Source organism: Pseudomonas sp. H3_E07 (assembly GCF_054668895.1).
Genome location: NZ_CP162795.1, coordinates 3171829 through 3189383, shown reverse-complemented (window position 1 = coordinate 3189383; position 17555 = coordinate 3171829). Strand labels below are relative to the sequence as shown.

Below are 17555 nucleotides of genomic sequence, written 5' to 3'. Positions count from 1 at the left end.
CGTTCTGTCGAAGCAACGAGGATCACAGGTATTGTCCGTCAGAGCACGTAATGCATGATCGCCACAAAGTGCAGCAGGCTCCCGCCAATCACAAACAAATGCCAGATACCATGGGAGTGGCGCAGGCGGTCCTCCAGGGCAAAGAAGATAATCCCGACGGTATACAGCACCCCGCCCGACGCCAACCAGATAAACCCCGCCGTGCCCAGCGCGGCGAGCAGCGGCTTGACCGCCACCAGCACGATCCACCCCATCACCGCGTAAATCACGATCGACAGGATGCGCGCCTCTGAGCGCGGCTTGATCTCCTGCAGGATGCCAATCACCGCCAGCCCCCACACGATGCCAAACAGCGTCCAGCCCCACGGCCCTCTCAGGGTCACCAGGCAGAACGGCGTGTAGCTGCCGGCGATCAGCAGGTAGATCGAAAAGTGATCGACCTTCTGCATGATTTCTTTCCGCCGCCCGCGCACGCTGTGGTACACGGTGGAAGCGCTGTACAGCACCATCAAGGTAAAGCCATAGATCGCCACGCTGACGATCTTCCAAGGGCTGCCGTCGAGGCTTGCCACCACCAACATCCACACGGCGCCAATGCACGCCGCGACAGCACCGAGCAAATGGCTCCAGGCGTTGAATCGTTCCCCGTGGTACATCGTTCTCCGACCTCCTGTAACCGTCATGGGCTGGCTGCCAAGCGTCCAGCCTTGCGCATAAGAGTGCAAGCGGCTTATGACGTTCCGAGGACGCGAGAGGGTTTTGCGGGCACAATCAACAGCATTCGAACAAGAGCCCACGGCCATGCTGATCGACGAAGAATTCACCCTCAAGAAACTGGAAATCTTCCTGGCGTTCATGCGCACCGGCAACCTGGCCCGCGCCGCCGCCGAGCTGCAAACCAGCAATGTCAGCGTGCACCGCGCCATCCACTCCCTGGAAAACGCCCTGCGCTGCCCGCTGTTCAAACACGAAGGGCGCAACCTCACGCCGCTGGAAAGCGCCTACGTATTGGAAGAACGCGCGCAGAAACTGGTGGCCGATGTGGTCGACAGCGTACGCCTGACCCGCGAAGCGGCCGGCTTCTCCGCCGAACGTTTCAAGCTTGGCTCGTTGTATTCGCTGACGGTGAAAACCGTGCCGCAACTGATCATGGGCCTGAAGATCCGCCGCAGCGAACTCAATATCGACCTGATCCTGGGCTCCAACTTCGACCTGCTCTACAAGCTCAAGAACATGGAAGTGGACGCGATCCTGATCTCCCTCGACGAGCACGCCAACGACCCGGACTGCGAACAAATCGCGCTGTTCTCCGACGATATCTTCCTCGCCACTCCCGCCGACTCGCCCTTCGACCGTGAGCGGGAGATCGACCTCGCCGACGTGCGTGACGCAACCTTCATCACCCTCACCCAAGGCTTCGCCACCCACCAGGATGGCAACCGCGTGTTCAAGCAGGCAGGGTTCGAGCCGAAGGTGGCGATGCAGGTGAATGACATCTTCACGCTGTTGAGCATGGTCAGCTCAGGCGTAGGTTATGCGCTGCTGCCGGGGCGGATTGCAGCCGTATATGAGAACCGCGTGAAACTGATACCGCTGCAACCCAGGTATCGGTTGCAGCAGCATATTGGCGTGGTGTTTCTGAAGGCCAAGGAGCGTGATCCGAATTTGCTGGCATTGTTGGCGGAGTGTCGGATGTATGCCAATCGACAGGTGACAGCCTGACACACCGCTTTCGCGAGCAAGCCCGCTCCCACACTTGAAATGCATTCCAAATGTGGGAGCGGGCTTGCTCGCGAAGACGCCCGGCCCGACAACACACATTCCGAAGTTAGCCGACCAGCCCGCGTACGATGAAATACAGCAACGAAGGCCCAAGCAGGCAACCCAGCCCGGTGTGGAATGTCGCCGTCAGCGCGCCATACGGCACCAACCGCCGATCCGTCGCCGCCAGGCCCGCCGTCACCCCACTCACCGTGCCGGCCAACCCACCAAACACCATCGCCGAACGCGGGTTATCCAACCCCATCCAGCGTGCCGCGACCGGCGTTCCCACCATGACCAGAATTGCCTTGATCAACCCGGTGGCAATCGACAGCGCCATCACATCCGAGGTCGCGCCAATCGCCGCCCCCGTCACTGGGCCGACGATATAAGTCACGGCGCCAGCACCGATGGTGGTCATGCTGATTGCATCGCGATAACCAAACGCCCAGGCCATGCTCGCACCGACGATAAACGGCAGGATCGTGCCCAATAGCAGCGCAATCACGCCGATCATCCCGGCCTTGCGCGCCTCGGTGGCTTGCACTTCAAACGCCGTTGCGACGATGGCGAAGTCGCGCAACATCGCGCCACCCATCAACCCGATGCCGGAGAACAGCGCCAGGTCAGCCAGGCCTTTCTGGCCGCCCGTGATCGTGCCGCCGACCCACGCCAGGACCAGGCCGATGACGATAGCAATCGCCGAGCCGTGGATGCGCCCGAACGTCAGGCGCTTGGACAGCACCACGGAAATCCACATCACCACGCCGACAAAGGCAAATGCGGTGATCAGGCCGTTATGTTCCAACCCTTTTTCGATGAGATCCCACATATCAACGACCTCCCACTGGCGCGATCAGTGGCTCTTCATCGGGCAAGGGTTCGCCCTTGTGGGTACGGCTGATCAGCGCGATGGTGCAACCACACAGCACCACTGAACCAATCGCTGCCAACACCGCAACGGGGCCACCATGCAAAGCGGTCACTACGTTTTGTTGTGCGGCCATCGCCACCACCACCGGGATGTACATCGCGCCCCAGAAGCCAACGCCCATTTCGCAGTCCTTGGTCATGCCGCCGTGTTTGTGCATCCACAGGCGGGCGCAGATCAGCAGGATCATCGCGATGCCTACCCCGCCCACATTGGATTTGACGCCGAGCAACACGCCAAGCATGTCGCCCATGATCACGCCCGCAAGCGTGCAGATCGCCAGCAATGCCACACCGTAGATAATCATTGTTGTTGTCCTCAAAGTGCTCGATCGAAATTGTTGTTTTTGTGCTTCGAAAGCCTTGGGTAGTGCTTTATCGGTGGCGTAGCCCCTCCTCTTCCAGCAAGGCCTGCAAGGTATCCAGGCGCGCACCTTCGCAGGCGATCACCGTGCCCTGTTCAAACACCCGGCGTGACAGGCCAGTGAGCACGGCGCCCGGTGGCAATTCGATTTGCAGGCGCACGCCGCGCTCGTAGGCGCTTTGTACGGTGCCGCGCCAGTCGACGATGCGGCACATGTTGAAGGCCAGGTCGTCGCGCAATTGCTCGGGGTTGTGGATAGGCCGCGCGCGGGTGCTGCTCAGGTAGGTGATACGCGGCGCCTTGAGCGGCACAAAGGCTTGCGCCAGGACCTGGGCCGGTTGCTCCAGCAACGCGCAATGGGACGGCACGCTGACGGCCAGGCGCTTGGCGACGCCGTTGCCTTTGATGCGGTCGGCGACACGCTTCATCGCTGCGTTGCTGCCGGCGATAACGGTCTGGTTGTCGGCGTTGATATTGGCCAGGTACACCGGGCTGTCGGGGCTGTGGATATCGGCCAGCAGGTGTTCGACAGTGGATAACTCGGGGCCGATGATCGCCGTCATGCCGTAGCCCTGTGGATAAGCGTTCTGCATCAGCTCGCCGCGCAGGCTGACGAGCCTGATCGCATCGGCAAAGTCCAGCGCACCCGCGATCACCGCCGCAGGGTAAGCCCCGATGGACAGTCCCGCGACGTAATCCGGCGTGCGTTGCAGCTGGCGGGCGTGGGCTACGCCGACAATCAGTAGGCAAAGCTGCACCGCGCGGGTGTTCGCCAGGGCTTGCGCCGAATCCAATGCGCGAACGTCTTCACCCAAGGCATCGCTGGCCTGTTCCAATACATCGGCCGGCAACGCCTGGAGCATGCCGGGGCGCTGGGCGCCCTGGCCGGGAAAGACCAGAAGGCTGCTCATGCCACGGCCTGCCAGGGATCGATGACGAGGTGCGCACCGCCGGCGGTTTTCAATAGCACCCGCCGCGATGGACTCGCCCATTCGCGCAAGGCGACAGCACCGAACGGTGTTTGCAGTTGCAGGTCCACGGTACACGCGGCCTTGTCCAACGTTGCCAGCAGGTCGCGCGCATCGTTGCGATCCAGCGGCGCGGGCGTGCGCAGAATCAAGTCCAGATCGCTCTGGGCATGCATTGCTTCAATGCCCGTTGCCAGCTCAAAACCTGCGCTGCCGGTGATGCCCCAATTCAAGGGTGCCAGCACCGGTCGCAGCTGTTCGAGTGCCTGCAAAGCCGGTAAGTCGCGTGTCGAGACAACGTCACGCAGCGCTTCCGGCACGACTCGCCGCTGCACAGCAGCAATCGGCAGTTCAGCGGCAAAACGCTGCTCACGCAGACGCCCGCGCACGCCCACCGCGACCAGGCCCGGCGCGACAATTGCGCGACGCACCACCACCGTGCCAACCGCCTCCACCGCCCACGCCGCAGCGTCAGCGGGCAGGTGCGCCGGGGTCATGCCCCAGAGCAGGTCGTGAGCGTTCACCATTGCTCCCGCAGCAGTTGGCGCACGTGGCTGGAGGCGGCGCGGTTGGTCGCGCCGAGGCGCCCGCTCAAGTCGGTGCTGGCAATATCCTTGATCGCACTCACCAGGCAATCGCTGACCTGCGCCACATCCTCCGGCGTGGGCTGCTCAATGTGGCTGACCGACAAGGTTCCCCACAGCAAACCCAGGCTGGCATAACTGTCGATGTCATAGGCCATGGGCGGCACGCTGGCGGCCAGGGCTTCCAACTCTTCGACGCTGCGCAGCGTCACGCGCGCGGCCGAGGCCTTGCCCATCGCGTGCACCATCACACCGGGATCACGCAGGGCGATCAGGCGGTTGGCTTGATACCCATGGGCGAGAAACGCGCCGGACATGGCCTTGCCCACCAGCAGCGCGATCACCGGGTGCCCGGCGAGGCGAGCACGGGCGTAGCTGTCGGCGGCGGCCGCCAGGGCCTGGTGGATGCCGAGGGCTTCTTCGCGACGCCCGTAGGCTTGGCTCGGTACATCGACGATGGCGATGATGGGGCGCTTGTCGCCACGGGCGATGGCTTCATCGACGGCCTTCGCCAGACCCCAGCCTTCCAGCAGACCGACCTCACCCTTGCGTGCGCGGGGAAAGTGGTTTTGCGCGTCGGTAACCACGGCGATATAGCGCACGGGCTGTTCGCCCAGTACACCATCGGCGACTTTCAGCGAATTTGGCAAACCTTCAACGGCTGTCGCTCCGACGCTCAATGCGTTGAACCACTGCAAACCTCTCATGAGCGTTCTCCTTGATACAACTCGCGCACCGTCACCGGGTCGATCTGCGCCGTGGCGTCCAGTTCGGCCAGGCGTGCCAGGTAATACTCGGCCTGGCGGCTGCGTTGCTGGGTGGGCAGGCCTTGTTGCAGCAATGCGCTGACGGTCTGTTGAAGCTCGACCACATCATCAGCCACATATCGGTCGGCCAAGCCGCTGTTGAAACGTTGCTCGCCGCCGGTGAGGCTCCAGATGAAAGGCCGGTCGCGGGAGTCGTACTCGTCAAGCCCCGCTTCCTGTTCGATCACTTGCGGGCCATTCAAGCCCAGGCGGGCTTCGCGGGTGACGACAAGGTAACTGCACAACCCGGCCGCGATGGACATGCCGCCGAAGCAGCCGACACTGCCGGCCACCACGCCGATCACTGGCTGGTACTGGCGCAGGTCGACAATCGCCGCGTGGATATCCGCAATGGCTGCCAGGCCGAGGTTGGCTTCCTGCAGGCGCACACCACCGGTTTCCAGCAGCAACACGGCGCGAGTGGGAATGCCCTTGCGATTGTCTTCGGCTGCCAGCTCCAAGGCGCCGGCGATTTTCGCGCCACCCACTTCACCGAGGCTACCGCCCTGGAAGTTGCCTTCGATGGCAGCAATGACGACAGGCTTGCCATCGACGCTGCCCTTGGCGATCACCACGCCGTCATCGGCCTGGGGCACCACGCCTTGGCGGCCGAGCCACGGTGACATGACGCGCTGGAACGGGTCGATCAATTCGCGGTAGGAGCCGGCGTCCAGCAGAGCCTTGGCCCGCTGCCGAGCGCCCAACTCAACGAAGCTGTGTTTGGCGAGTAAGTCAGTCATGGCCGATCTCCTCGAAACCCTGCTCCAGGCGCAAACGCACCACGCCGGGGGTGGCACCGAAATCGTGGATATCAATCTTCAAGGCCGGTGGCGTCTGTTCCTGGAAGATGCGTTCGAACAGATGCTGCCAGCGTTGTTCGGCGCCATTCACCGAGGTCTGCACCTGGATGGTCAGCCTGCCCGGGGTACCCGGTTCCAGCAGCACCTCCAGGTCGCCCGAGCCAACGCAACCTACCAGCGCTCGGCCTGTTGGCGGCTGCCCGGCGGGGAATTCAAAGGATAAGGTTTCCATCACAACGCTCCGTCGAGGCGGTCGATAAACAGGCAGGCGGCCAGCAGGTCGGCGGCGCCGCCGGGGGAGGCATTCAGGGCCAGCAGGTGTTGATCGAGTTCATGTAATTGACGACGACCGGCCAGAGTGGCGCTGCCCCCCGCGTCCAGCACGGCGCGCGCACCGCGTTGCATGGTGCTGATCCCTTCGGGACCGGCGCGGTAGAGCACGCAGGTGTCGGCCAGCTCGGTCATGATCGCCAGCAGGGCATCCAGGCGTGCGTTCTGTTCGCCTGCATTTTGCTGGCGGCTTTTATACAGTTGCGGCAAGCCGCGTTGCACAACCGAGGGGAAGCCGAGCTGGGCTTCTTCACGGGCACCGCGAGCGCCGTAGCGTTGCGCGACCTGGGCACCGTGGCTCATGGGTTGTGGGGCGTAGCGGTCGTTGAGCAGGGCTAATCTGGCTGCGTTCAGGGTGACGGCGCGGGGTTCCAGCGCCGCCGCTGCGGTCAGCAAGCCCAGGGCCCAGATCGCGCCGCGATGGGTATTCACGCCGTTGGTGGTGACGAGCATTGCTTGCTCACCTTCACGGCCGATACGACCGAGAGCTTCGCGCAAGGGCACGCCAACTTCACCCCATTCAATCGCCGCTTCAGCCATCTCCTTGAACATCGGCCACAGCGACAGCGCCGAGGCGTGCATCAGGCCCAGATGCAGATCGTGGTGGGCGCCGTTTCCACGACGGTCCACCAGAGCGGGTTTGGGCGACAAGTCAGCTTCATCGATCAGCGCATCGACGGCCATGTCCGCCAGGCGTTCAGCAAGGGTCAGTTCATGCAGTTTGAGTGCGCGCATTTACCAGCTCCTGAATTTGGCGGGCGGGTTGTACAAACCACCGGACCAGTCCACCAGGTCGGCCACACTTTTGGCGGCCAACAGCTCGCGGGTGGCGTCGGTACGGCGGATACCCAAGTCTTCGGGCAAGGCGATCAGGCCTTCGCGGCGCATGCGCGCGGTGTCCTTGGGGTTGTGGCGCATGCCGATGGCCGTGACACCTGCGACAGCGGCGATCATCGCCTGGCGCTCTTCGAGGGAACGCGCCTTATACAGGTAGGCGATGCCCTCTTCGGTAAGCAGGTGGGTAACGTCATCGCCGTAGATCATGATCGGCGCCAAGGGCATGCCGCTTTTGCGGGCAACTTCCACGGCGTCGAGGGTGTCGACGAAAGTGGGTTTGCCGCCTTCCTGGAAGGTCTCGACCATTTGCACCACGAGTTTCTTGCCGCGTTCCAGCAGGGCTTCCGGGGCATCGTCGTGGCGCATGTCCAGCCAGGCGGGCGTGCCATGGCGACGGCCGCGCGGGTCGTGGCCCATGTTGGGTGCGCCGCCAAACCCGGCGAGGCGGCCACGGGTCACGGTGGAGGAATGGCCGTCGCCATCGACCTGCAGGGTGGCGCCGATAAACAGGTCCACCGCATATTGGCCGGCGAGTTGGCAGAACATCCGGTTGGAGCGCATCGAGCCATCACGGCCCGTGAAGAACACATCCGGCCGGGCGGCAATGTAGTTCTCCATGCCCAGTTCGGTGCCGAAGCAGTGCACACTTTCCACCCAACCGCTTTCAATCGCGGGGATCAGCGTGGGGTGCGGGTTGAGGGTCCAGTTGCGGCAGATCTTGCCCTTGAGGCCCAGGGATTCGCCGTAGGTGGGCAGGATTAACTCGATGGCGGCGGTATTGAAGCCAATGCCATGGTTGAGCGACTGCACATTGTGTTTTTCGTAGATGCCACGGATCGCCATCATCGCCATCAACACGTGCACCGGCTTGATATGGCGCGGGTCGCGAGTGAACAGCGGCTCGATGTAGAACGGCTTGTCAGCCACCACCACAAAATCCACCCAGCTCGCCGGAATATCCACACGGGGCAGATCGGTGACGTCATCCACCAGTTGATTGACCTGCACGATGACGATGCCATCGCTGAACGCGGCGGGTTCGATCAGCGCCGGGGTGTCTTCGGTGCTGGCGCCGGTGTAGATATTGCCGGCGCGGTCAGCCATGAAACCGGCGGAAAGCACGACGTTGGGGATCAGGTCCACCACCAGCCGTGCATAGAGTTCGATATAGGTATGAATCGCGCCGATTTCCAGCAGGCCGTCCTCCAGCAACTGACTGATGCGCAGGGACTGGGTGCCGGCGAAGGAGAAGTCGAGTTTGCGGGCGATCCCCTTTTCAAACAGGTCCAAGTGCTCGGAACGGCCGACACTGGGCATGATCATGTGCAAGTCGTGAAGCTTGGCGGGGTCGGCTTTTGCGAGGGAGCGCGAGAGGAAATCGGCCTGTTTCTGGTTGTTGCCTTCCAGTACAACACGGTCGCCGGGGAGGATCAGCGCCTCAAGCGCCTCGACGATCTTGTCACTGGGCAACACCGCCCCGTCCGCATACTGCTTGACCAGCGCGAGCCGCCGCTGCTTCTCGTCGCGCCGCCGCGTCCAGCGCGAGTCGGGGGTGATTGTTGTTGTCATGGTCGCTCCACGGGTTTGCTGTCGTGGGGCTTACCTTAGGAGTGATTGAGGGGGCCATCAATCAAGCTCGGCGGCGGATCGTTACGGTTGGAGTAACAGAGCACCAACAAACATGCAGCCTCCTGTAGGGGCTAGCTCGCCAACTCCTACAGTTGACCGGTGATTCATTCCCACCTATGACCAGCAAGCAATGCTTCCATATTGCTCATTAATGTCTTAGCACTTTCCATTAACTGGCCCAGCAGCGCCTCATCTTCATCCATGTACCCTTCATATTCCGCCAGGTTCCGACGTTCATGACACAACGCCAACAACCTCACCTGCACCTTGCCGGCGTCTGCGGTATGAACCAGGCATTGAAAGACCAGATAGCGTTTGTCCGAGCGATACCCTTGCAGGCGCAAAGCCGTAAGAGCGATGGCATGGGCGGCGTTGTAAGCCAGGTCGAAACGACTGGCGAATGATAACTGTGGATTGCCAGCATCCCTCAACCGATCCCTGGCTGAACGCACCAGCCCATCACACTCCTTGCGATCCGGCGGCTCAGCCTTCAAGCCGCCGCTACGTTGCAGGTTCTCCAGATTTACCTTGTTGTCCATCCGTGGAATCCAGGGGGTTGCTCCCCATAAGATTGATCTTGTCCTGCTGCACGACCCGCTGCACAAAACTGTTCCCGGCATTCCATTTGCCGATCCAGTCTTCGGGGGTGTAAAGCGTCGGGTTGAGGGTGCGGCCCAGTTGCTCTTCCAGCGGCATGAGCTGCTCCATGACTTCACTGTAGTTGAGGCTTTCGCCGATCAACATGAGATCTATGTCACTGGATGAGTGCGCCTCGCCTTTGGCGATGGAGCCGTAGATAAACGCCCAGGTTATCTGCTTGGCGAACGGCGCCAGTACAGTGCGCAATGGTTCATCCAGACTCAGGGTCTTGCGCACGATGGCCAACAATTCCGAATAAATCGGGCATTGGGGGTTGGCTTGATAATGGGTCTGGTTGCCTTGGCGCGTCATGCTCAAGATGCCCGCCAACTGCAGACGTTCAAGCTCGCGGGTGAGGCTGCCCTTGCCCACCTGGGCCCATCGCGCAATTTCATTGGTGAAGAAGCTTTGGTCGGGTTTGCCGAACAGCAAGCCCAGTACTTTTTGTTGGGTGACGGTGAAGAGTGCAGTGCTGAGCGGCAAGGTGTGCATGGCAGCGGCCAAAGAGTCCCAAAAAGGGAACGATAGGTCCCTTTTTGGGAACGATCAAGTTTTAAGCGACTGAAGAAGGGGAAATCTGTTCCAGGGCACGGTCCACTAATAGCTGCCCCAACGCGGCCATTTGCTGGATGCCGAGCATGATTGCGCGCTGGGAGGTGTCCAGGTCGAAGGCCAGGTTGCAGGTGAGTGCGTTGAGGGAAGACAGGGTTTCGCTGGCGTTGACCAGCAGGGTTTCGGTGTTTTCGTGCGGGTTTACGGTGAAGAGCGGCGGATTGGGGGTAGGTTTGACCATGATGAAGCTCCTAAACAGTGACTAAGGAGCGCCACCGTTCGCTTGCACGCGAATGAGGGTGGCGACCGTGCGCAGGTGTGCAAGACCGGGCCTGTTTAGGACACCCAGCAGGTCCGAAGACCTCCTGCGCGCAGCCGCCATAAAGCAGCGAGCACAAAAAACGCCCGTTGGATGGCTGGGCGTTTGTACGCCTAAACAGTTTCGTCGGACTTGCACGTCCGTGTCACCGTTTTTAGCGATGACAGAACGAAGACTAGGCGCGCTGACGGCACGCGACAAGTTCATGCACAGCCCAAAATCTTGCAGGAAAAATCCGAGAGCCCATTCGGCCTACAACTTCATATCTATGGTCACAGCGCCCAACCCTTCCAGCGGGTAGCTGCGGTATTCATAAACCTCCCCACGAACAGGTGACGTGGATGAGCCCAGCCACCCGGCTCACCCAGGTGAAATCCTGCTTGAAGATGTAATCCCTACCCTGGACATCACCATCACCGAAATGGCCCGGCGCCTGGGATTCGCCCGTGAGACGTTTTCGAGAATTTTGCATGGGCGTGCGCCTGTCAGTCCTGACTTGGCGGTGCGGCTTGAGCGGGCAGGTGTGAGCACTGGGCAGTTATGGCTGTCGATGCAAAGCGCCTATGACTTGTGGCAGGCCGAGCATCGGGAGCAGCCAGTGATTGAGCGGTTTGCGCGGATTGATTGAGGCCTAAAGGCACGCACAATCCCCTGTAGGAGCTGGCTTGCCAGCGATAGCGGTGGGTCAGTTGTTAATGAGTGGGCTGGCAGACCGTCATCGCCGGCAAGCCGGCTCCTACAGGGATCTATGCCAAACCGGATTCGACCAGCAGGGCCTCAAGCCCCATGAGATCCGGCACCCTCGCCACATGCTCCCCCACCTGCACCGCCGCCAACTCCAGCGAGCACAGCGGCACGTCCACGTAACTCAACTCACTGTCGAGCTTGTACGAGCGTGGAATGCCCTGGATCACCAGCGCAATAAACTTCAACGTCGGCCGCCCACCCAACGCATTCAACACCACGATCCGCGAGCGTTCGCCGGTTACGCTCGCTTCGCCGCACACCGCTTCAAAGCTGATCAGTGGTATTTGCCGATCGCGCCAGGTCACTTGCCGCAAATACCACGGGGGGGCATCGCTGGCCGGTTCGCCGCGCTGGAAGTCGATCAATTCGGCAATGGCGACGTTAGGCAACACCAGGTGGCGGTCGGCCAGGGGCAGCAGCAGGCCGGTGAGTTGGCTGGTGCGGTGGTCAAGCATGGGACTTGCTCCAGTAGGCGATGCTTTCGAGCAGCACCGACTCTTGGTACGGCTTGCCGAGGTAGTCGTTGACGCCGATGGCCATGGCGCGGTCGCGGTGTTTCTGGCCGGTGCGCGAGGTGATCATGATGATCGGCAGGCGCATCAACCGGGGGTCGTTGCGCACTTGGGTGGCGACTTCAAAACCGTCCATGCGTGGCATTTCGATGTCGAGCAGCATCAGGTCCGGGGTGTGTTCTTCGAGCACAGCGAGCGCGTCGATGCCGTCTTTGGCGGTGAGGACGTTCATGCCGTTGCGCTCCAGCAGACGGCTGGTGACTTTGCGCACGGTGACGGAATCATCCACTACCAGCACCAGCAACGGGCGCTTTTTCAGCGGGTCGTTGAGGATCAATGGCAGGTCAGCCGTTTGCGCCGGCAACGCGGGTTGCCGCGCACGGATATGCGCCAGCAAGTCGATAATCAGCACCACGCGGCCATCACCCAGGATCGTCGCACCCGACAAACCCTGCACACCGGCAAACTGCGGGCCCAGGCCTTTGACCACAATCTCCCGCGTACCGGCCATGGCGTCCACATGGATGGCCACGCGCCGCTCGTTGCACTGCACCAATAGCACCGGGACCGGTTGATAGTGGCCCAGCAGTTTCGGGCGGCTGACGGTGTGCAGCAGGTCGCCCAAGTAAAACAGCTCGTAGCGCTGCCCGGCGTATTCATATCGCGGCGGGTCTTGCTGATAGTGCCCGGCCAGCTCATGGGGCAGCACGCGCACCAGGCCTTCGATGGTGTTGAGCGGAATCGCGTATTGGTCGTCTGCACACTGCACCATCAATGCGCGGTTGACCGACACGGTGAACGGCAAGCGAATGCGAAAGTGCACGCCTTCGCCCGGCGTCGAATCGATGACCATCGAGCCGCCCAACTGACGCACTTCCTCATGCACCACGTCCATGCCCACGCCGCGACCGGAAATCTGCGTGATCTTTTCCGCCGTGGAAAACCCCGGTTGCAGGATGAACTGCAACACGTCGCGGTCGCTGATGTCTTGATTCGGGTCGAGCAACCCACGCTTGATCGCCTTGCGCCGTACGGCCTCCAGCGGAACACCGGCGCCGTCGTCACGCATGTCGAAGACGATGTCGCCGCCTTCGTGGGTCAGGTCCAGGGTGATGCGACCTTTTTCCGGTTTACCAGCCAACAGCCTTGCGTCGCGGGATTCCAAGCCATGGTCCACGGCGTTGCGCAGCATGTGTTCCAGCGGCGCGGCCATGCGCTCCAGCACGTTGCGGTCCATCTCGCCCTCGGCGTTGCCGACGATAAACTCCACGTCTTTGCCCAACTCCTCCGCCACCTGACGCACGATGCGCTTGAGGCGCGGCAACATGCGTTCGAACGGCACCATGCGCGTGCGCATCAGGCCTTCCTGCAACTCGGTGTTGATGCGCGCCTGTTGCTGCAACAGGTCGTGGGCGTCCTCGTTGCGGCGCTCAAGGGTGTCCTTGAGGTCGAGCAGGTCGGAGGCGGACTCGGACAGCGCGCGAGACAGTTGCTGCAACTGCGAATGACGGTCCATTTCCAGCGGATCAAAGTCTTCATAGCCCAGGCGCTCGGCTTCGGCTTGCTGGCGGCTGAGGATGCGGCCCTGGGTTTCAGTGTCGAGGCGTCGCAGTTGGTCGCGCATGCGCTCGATGGTGGTTTCCACTTCGGTGAGGGCGATGCGTGCGTCGTTGACTTGTTGTTCGATGCGGCCACGGAAGATCGAGGTTTCACCGGCCAGGTTGACCAGGTCGTCGAGCAGCTCGGCAGAGATCTTCACCATATCGGCCATCGGGTCGACGACGGCCTCCGCCTTGCCTGCAGGCAGCGCCACCGGCGTCACCGGTTCGTCGCTCGGATGTACCAGGGTTTTGATGCGCTCGATGAGCTTGTCCACCGAACCGACCGGCAAACCATCCGCCACCGCGTCGATCATCTGCGCCAAACGGTCGTGGCAGCCTTGCAGCAACGCGAACAGCTCCGGGGACGGCGCGAGCAAACCAGCGGACAGGCCTTCGTAGAGAAACTCCAGCTCATGGGCCAGGTCGCCGATGGGCGCGATCTCGACCATACGTGCGCCGCCCTTGAGGGTATGCAGGTCGCGCAGCAGGGTTTCCACTTCTTGGCGATTGCCCGGCTCTGCCTGCCAGCGCGACAGCGCAGCACTGGAACTGTCGAGGATGTCGGCGGCTTCTTCGAGGAAGATATCCAGCAGCTCAGGGTCGGCGCCGGACGCTGGCGGTGCGGCGGCCGGTGCCGCTGGCGCGCTGCCCTGGCGCAACGCCCGCACCCTGGCGATCAGCTCGACACTGTCGCTCAGCGGCTGGTGATGGTGCAGTTCTTCAAGCTGCAAGGCGAGGCGTTCATGGCTCGCCATCAGCACGTGGGACAGTTCGGCAGTGTAGCTGTAGCGGCGGTCCACCAGCCCTTCGTACAGGCATTCCAACTCATGGGCCAGATCGCCAATGGCCTCGATTTCAGCCATGCGCGCACCGCCCTTGAGGGTGTGCAGGTCGCGTTGCAGCGACGACAGCGGTGCGGCGTTGTCGGGCTCCAGCAACCAGCGCTTGAGCGACTGCCCGGCGCTGTCGAGGATGTCCACGGCTTCTTCGAGGAAGATCTCGACGATCTCGTCGTCCCTCTCCGTTTCGTGATCCAACTGCTGTGTGGCGGCGCCCAGTTCGGAAACACTCAACACCCGGCTGCCGTCGCTTTTGATCAGGCCGGTGGCGGACGGGTCGAGGGCTTCATCCAGCAGCTCGCGCAGGGCTTCGACGCGGGCTGGCGCCGGGCTGATTTCCTGGCCGGCGGCCAGTTGGTCGAGCATGCTGATCAGCGCTTCATGGGCCTGTTCGGCCTCATGGAAAAACCGCTCACTGACGGCCAGGCTGCTTTCCTCAACAGCGCCATACAGGTCGAGCAAGGCTTCACACAGTGCATCGATGGCGTGCAGGTCAGCGACGTGTGCGCCCTCCCCCAAGGTGGTCAGTTCGTCCAGCAGCGCGGTGAGTTCCTGGCGCTCGCCGGGGTGTTGCTGCCAGCGACGCAGCAGGTTTTCGGCATCGAGCAGGATGTCCATGCCCTGCGCGAGGAAGTTGGCGATCAGCTGAGGGTCGCGCTTGATGCGCACGTCGAGCAGCGCTTCAAGCTGATGATCCAGTAGGCTTTGGGTACGGTTGATCAAGTCCTCTGCACCTTTGATCGGCGCCAGGGGATCGCTGTCCAGATCGCGTAAACCCCGTTGAAACAGACCTTCGGCTTCCAACAGCAACTCCACCTCGTCCAGGTCCAGCGGCAGGCGGTGGGCCTTGTATTCGCGGGTCAGGTGGTCGAGCGGGCGGGCCAGCTCGGCGATCGGCAACACGCCCGCCATGTAGGCGCTGCCCTTGAGGGTATGCAGGGCGCGTTGCAGTTCATCGCTGACTTGCAATGGCACGTGCTCGGCGGCCTGGTGCAGGAAGTGATTGAGGCTGTCCAGATGGCTCTGGGCTTCGTTGCGGAAGATCTCCAGCAGCATCGGGTCATGAGGCTCGGCGGCCGGCACCGGCATGCCGCTGGCCAAGGCGTGGGCGCGGGCGGCCAGGGCGTCGACCTCATCCCTTTGGCGCTGGTCGTCGATGGCAAAGTCAGCGATCAACTCCGGCAGCAAGGCCACCGCTTCATCCAGTACCTGCTGCACGTCGGGGCCAAGGGTCACGCTACGCTCGAGCACACGGTTCAGCAGGTTCTCCACCGCCCAGGCCAGCTCGGCCAAGACCAGGGCGCGGACCATGCGGCCGCTGCCCTTGAGCGTGTGGAAGGCACGGCGCATTTCGCCCTGGGCGATTTTGTCCGCGCTGTTGGGTAGATTGCGGTGCAGCACCTCAAGCACTTCGTCGGTCTCTTCAAGGAAGACCTCGCGCAGTTCATCGTCGATGGGTTCTTCATCGGCCGGCGGCGGCAGCAGGCTGCCGGGGCGCTGGAGGGCGGGCGGGTTAAGGCGCGACGTGGGACTGGCCAGCGCGTCGAACTGCGACTGGCTCGGCGTAACCTCCACCGCACGTGCTCCGTCCGGTGCAACCAGGGCTTGGCGCCAGGGTTTCTCAGCAGGCAGGTAACCCAGCGCCGCCAGGCCGTGCGTGGCCAGCTCCAGCACCCGTTCCCCTGCGGCATCGGGGTCTTGGAGCATCCGTTCGAGGTAGTATTCCAGGCTGCTGATCACATCGGCGAAATGCGCCAGTTGCCCCTCGGAGGGTGGTGCGTCGTTACCCATCAACTGTTCATCAACATAATCCGTGCAGCCGCGCATCAGGCTTGCCGCGCGGGGCAACGGAATCATCGCCAAAGCGCCGCGCACCTGGCTCAGCAGCTCCGGCAGGGACTCCAGGCGTTGGCGGTCCCAGTCGGCTTCAATGCAGTCGATCACCAGCTCCTTGGCTTGCTTGAGGCACTGGCAGGATTCACGGATCACCAACTGATGGATCTGGGTCAGGTCGGTGGTGGGCAGGCGGTTTTCTTCGCGGCTTTCCGGCTCGACGGTACCGACCATGCCTGCCAGTGTGGCTTCGACGTAGAGCAACGCGCCGGCGACGTCCATCAGCACTGCGTCGTTGGGTTCGCGTTGGCCTTGAACCAGGCTCAACACCACGGCGAGTTGGTCGATGATGACTTTACGCGGCTGGCCGAAGCCCAGCACCGCCAGGGTATCGGCGATCTGCCGCAGCGGCGCGAGCAACGCATCGAGGTCGCTGGTGTGCTGGCGGTCACTGCGTACGAACAAATCGAGGCGTTCCTTGACCCGCACCAGCTCTTCACACAAGGCCCCCAGCACCGAGCCCATGGCGTTGCGGTCCGGCCCGGCCAGGCGGGCGCGTTCGGCGTCGACTAACGCACTGTCGGGCAAGGCTTCATCCAGGCCGTAGCGCTCTTTCAGGCTTTGCATGCGCGGCGTCGGCCGGGTGACCTTGGCGACATAGAACAGCAGGCTCTTGAGCAGCTCATCCGGTGCCGGCTGGTTGATCCCGCCGATGCCCTGGGCCAGCAGGCGCTTGAGTTGTTTGTCGCTGGCCTTGAGCAGGCTGCGCAGCGCCGGGCTGTTGGCGATCACGCCAGTGAGCATGCCTTCGACCAGGGCCGAGGTGACTTGCCACAGCGGCAACAGCGGCGCGCCTTGGCACAGCGTTTCAAGGCGCGCGAACACCCGCGCCATGTCTTCCAGGTTGCTGGGCCCATGATCTTCGCGCAGCAGCCCGGCAAGGGCCTGTTGCAGCAGTTGATGCCACTGGCGCAGTTGCTCTTTCAGGTCGGGCACCGCGCGTTGGGCCAGGGCCTCGTCGGGCAGCGGCGCTATCGCCAGCAGTTGCGGGCTGAACAGGCTGGTCTCCGACAGCAGGCTTTCGCCGCGCGCGCTGCGCAGGTCATTGAGCAGCGGCAACACCACCAGCGGCAGGTCGCGGCGGGCGCTGTGCACACGGTCCAGGTACAGCGGCAACTGGTTGAGGGCCTGTTGCAGCAGGCGGATGCTTTCATCGCGCTGGCTCACGCCTGCGGCTTGCAGGGCCAGGGCCAGCGCTTCGATTTCCTCGGCGAGCAAGGCTGCGCCGTAGAACTCGACCATTTGCAACGCGCCATGCACTTGGTGGACAGCGGCCAGGCACTCGCTGATGGCGTCGCCGTCGCTGGTTTCGACATACGCGTCCAGCGCCGAACGGGCCTGTTTCAGGGTTTCGGCAATGTCGCCCTTGACCCATTCGAGGGCCACGTAGTCGTGCCGATCAACCATAACTGCTCCGCTTAGAATTCGTGGGTTGCTGATGTTG

At 62.6% G+C, this 17555-nt stretch carries 17 protein-coding genes; 2 read left to right on the top strand and 15 right to left on the bottom strand.

The annotated features are described in order from the left end of the window. Positions 1-38: 38 nt before the first annotated feature. Positions 39-656 (bottom strand): PAQR family membrane homeostasis protein TrhA, encoded by a 618-nt coding sequence (trhA, locus tag AB4O08_RS14510; protein ID WP_010207192.1) that lies wholly within the window; start codon positions 654-656, stop codon positions 39-41. 145 nt (positions 657-801) lie between these two features. On the opposite strand from trhA, the gene AB4O08_RS14505 reads away from it, so the two are divergent. Further along, positions 802-1722, top strand: coding sequence for a LysR family transcriptional regulator (locus AB4O08_RS14505; RefSeq protein WP_010207193.1), 921 nt, complete (start codon positions 802-804; stop codon positions 1720-1722). A 106-nt stretch (positions 1723-1828) separates the two neighbouring features. Here the strand turns inward: AB4O08_RS14505 and madM are convergent, their stop codons facing one another. The 12 genes from madM to AB4O08_RS14445 all read right to left on the bottom strand — a co-directional run bounded on the left by madM (position 1829) and on the right by AB4O08_RS14445 (position 10441). After that, positions 1829-2593 (bottom strand): malonate transporter subunit MadM, encoded by a 765-nt coding sequence (gene madM, locus AB4O08_RS14500; protein WP_010207194.1) that lies wholly within the window; start codon positions 2591-2593, stop codon positions 1829-1831. 1 nt (position 2594) lies between these two features. Then, a complete protein-coding gene (gene madL / locus AB4O08_RS14495) occupies positions 2595-2999 on the bottom strand; it encodes a malonate transporter subunit MadL (protein WP_010207195.1) in 405 nt (134 codons plus the stop codon). Between the two features lie 67 nt (positions 3000-3066). Further along, positions 3067-3966 carry a malonate decarboxylase subunit epsilon gene (mdcH, locus tag AB4O08_RS14490; RefSeq protein WP_047542533.1) on the bottom strand — a complete coding sequence of 300 codons (900 nt, stop codon included), beginning with the start codon at positions 3964-3966 and terminating at the stop codon, positions 3067-3069. Next, a complete protein-coding gene (locus AB4O08_RS14485; RefSeq protein ID WP_042571427.1) occupies positions 3963-4550 on the bottom strand; it encodes a malonate decarboxylase holo-ACP synthase in 588 nt (195 codons plus the stop codon). Before AB4O08_RS14485 ends, mdcH begins: the two co-directional genes overlap by 4 nt. Further along, positions 4544-5314: a biotin-independent malonate decarboxylase subunit gamma gene (mdcE, locus tag AB4O08_RS14480; protein ID WP_236266809.1), complete on the bottom strand. Its 771-nt coding sequence runs from the start codon at positions 5312-5314 to the stop codon at positions 4544-4546. Before mdcE ends, AB4O08_RS14485 begins: the two co-directional genes overlap by 7 nt. Next, complete coding sequence (locus AB4O08_RS14475) at positions 5311-6153, bottom strand: biotin-independent malonate decarboxylase subunit beta (RefSeq protein WP_010207201.1); 843 nt, start codon at positions 6151-6153, stop codon at positions 5311-5313. Before AB4O08_RS14475 ends, mdcE begins: the two co-directional genes overlap by 4 nt. Next, the gene (locus tag AB4O08_RS14470) at positions 6146-6445 is read right to left on the bottom strand and encodes a malonate decarboxylase subunit delta (RefSeq protein ID WP_010207202.1); all 300 of its coding nucleotides are present in this window, start codon (positions 6443-6445) and stop codon (positions 6146-6148) included. Before AB4O08_RS14470 ends, AB4O08_RS14475 begins: the two co-directional genes overlap by 8 nt. Beyond that, complete coding sequence (locus AB4O08_RS14465; RefSeq protein WP_010207204.1) at positions 6445-7278, bottom strand: triphosphoribosyl-dephospho-CoA synthase; 834 nt, start codon at positions 7276-7278, stop codon at positions 6445-6447. The genes AB4O08_RS14470 and AB4O08_RS14465 overlap by 1 nt, the downstream gene beginning before the upstream one ends. Further along, positions 7279-8949 carry a malonate decarboxylase subunit alpha gene (gene mdcA / locus AB4O08_RS14460; RefSeq protein ID WP_021492675.1) on the bottom strand — a complete coding sequence of 557 codons (1671 nt, stop codon included), beginning with the start codon at positions 8947-8949 and terminating at the stop codon, positions 7279-7281. It lies immediately after the preceding gene. Between the two features lie 164 nt (positions 8950-9113). Further along, positions 9114-9548 carry a hypothetical protein gene (locus AB4O08_RS14455; protein WP_010207206.1) on the bottom strand — a complete coding sequence of 145 codons (435 nt, stop codon included), beginning with the start codon at positions 9546-9548 and terminating at the stop codon, positions 9114-9116. Next, positions 9511-10140, bottom strand: a complete 630-nt coding sequence (locus AB4O08_RS14450; protein ID WP_305436667.1) for a nucleotidyltransferase domain-containing protein — start codon at positions 10138-10140, stop codon at positions 9511-9513. The genes AB4O08_RS14455 and AB4O08_RS14450 overlap by 38 nt, the downstream gene beginning before the upstream one ends. Positions 10141-10201: 61 nt before the next feature. After that, on the bottom strand, positions 10202-10441 hold the full coding sequence (locus tag AB4O08_RS14445; protein ID WP_045791537.1) for a DUF6124 family protein: 240 nt from the start codon (positions 10439-10441) through the stop codon (positions 10202-10204). A gap of 415 nt (positions 10442-10856) precedes the next feature. Between AB4O08_RS14445 and AB4O08_RS14440 the strand changes: the two genes are divergently transcribed. Beyond that, the gene (locus AB4O08_RS14440) at positions 10857-11147 is read left to right on the top strand and encodes a HigA family addiction module antitoxin (protein ID WP_045791536.1); all 291 of its coding nucleotides are present in this window, start codon (positions 10857-10859) and stop codon (positions 11145-11147) included. Between the two features lie 118 nt (positions 11148-11265). Here the strand turns inward: AB4O08_RS14440 and AB4O08_RS14435 are convergent, their stop codons facing one another. Both AB4O08_RS14435 and AB4O08_RS14430 read right to left on the bottom strand, forming a co-directional pair. After that, positions 11266-11721, bottom strand: a complete 456-nt coding sequence (locus AB4O08_RS14435) for a chemotaxis protein CheW (protein ID WP_069672930.1) — start codon at positions 11719-11721, stop codon at positions 11266-11268. After that, complete coding sequence (locus AB4O08_RS14430) at positions 11714-17518, bottom strand: Hpt domain-containing protein (protein ID WP_460114190.1); 5805 nt, start codon at positions 17516-17518, stop codon at positions 11714-11716. The genes AB4O08_RS14435 and AB4O08_RS14430 overlap by 8 nt, the downstream gene beginning before the upstream one ends. Positions 17519-17555: the final 37 nt, after the last annotated feature.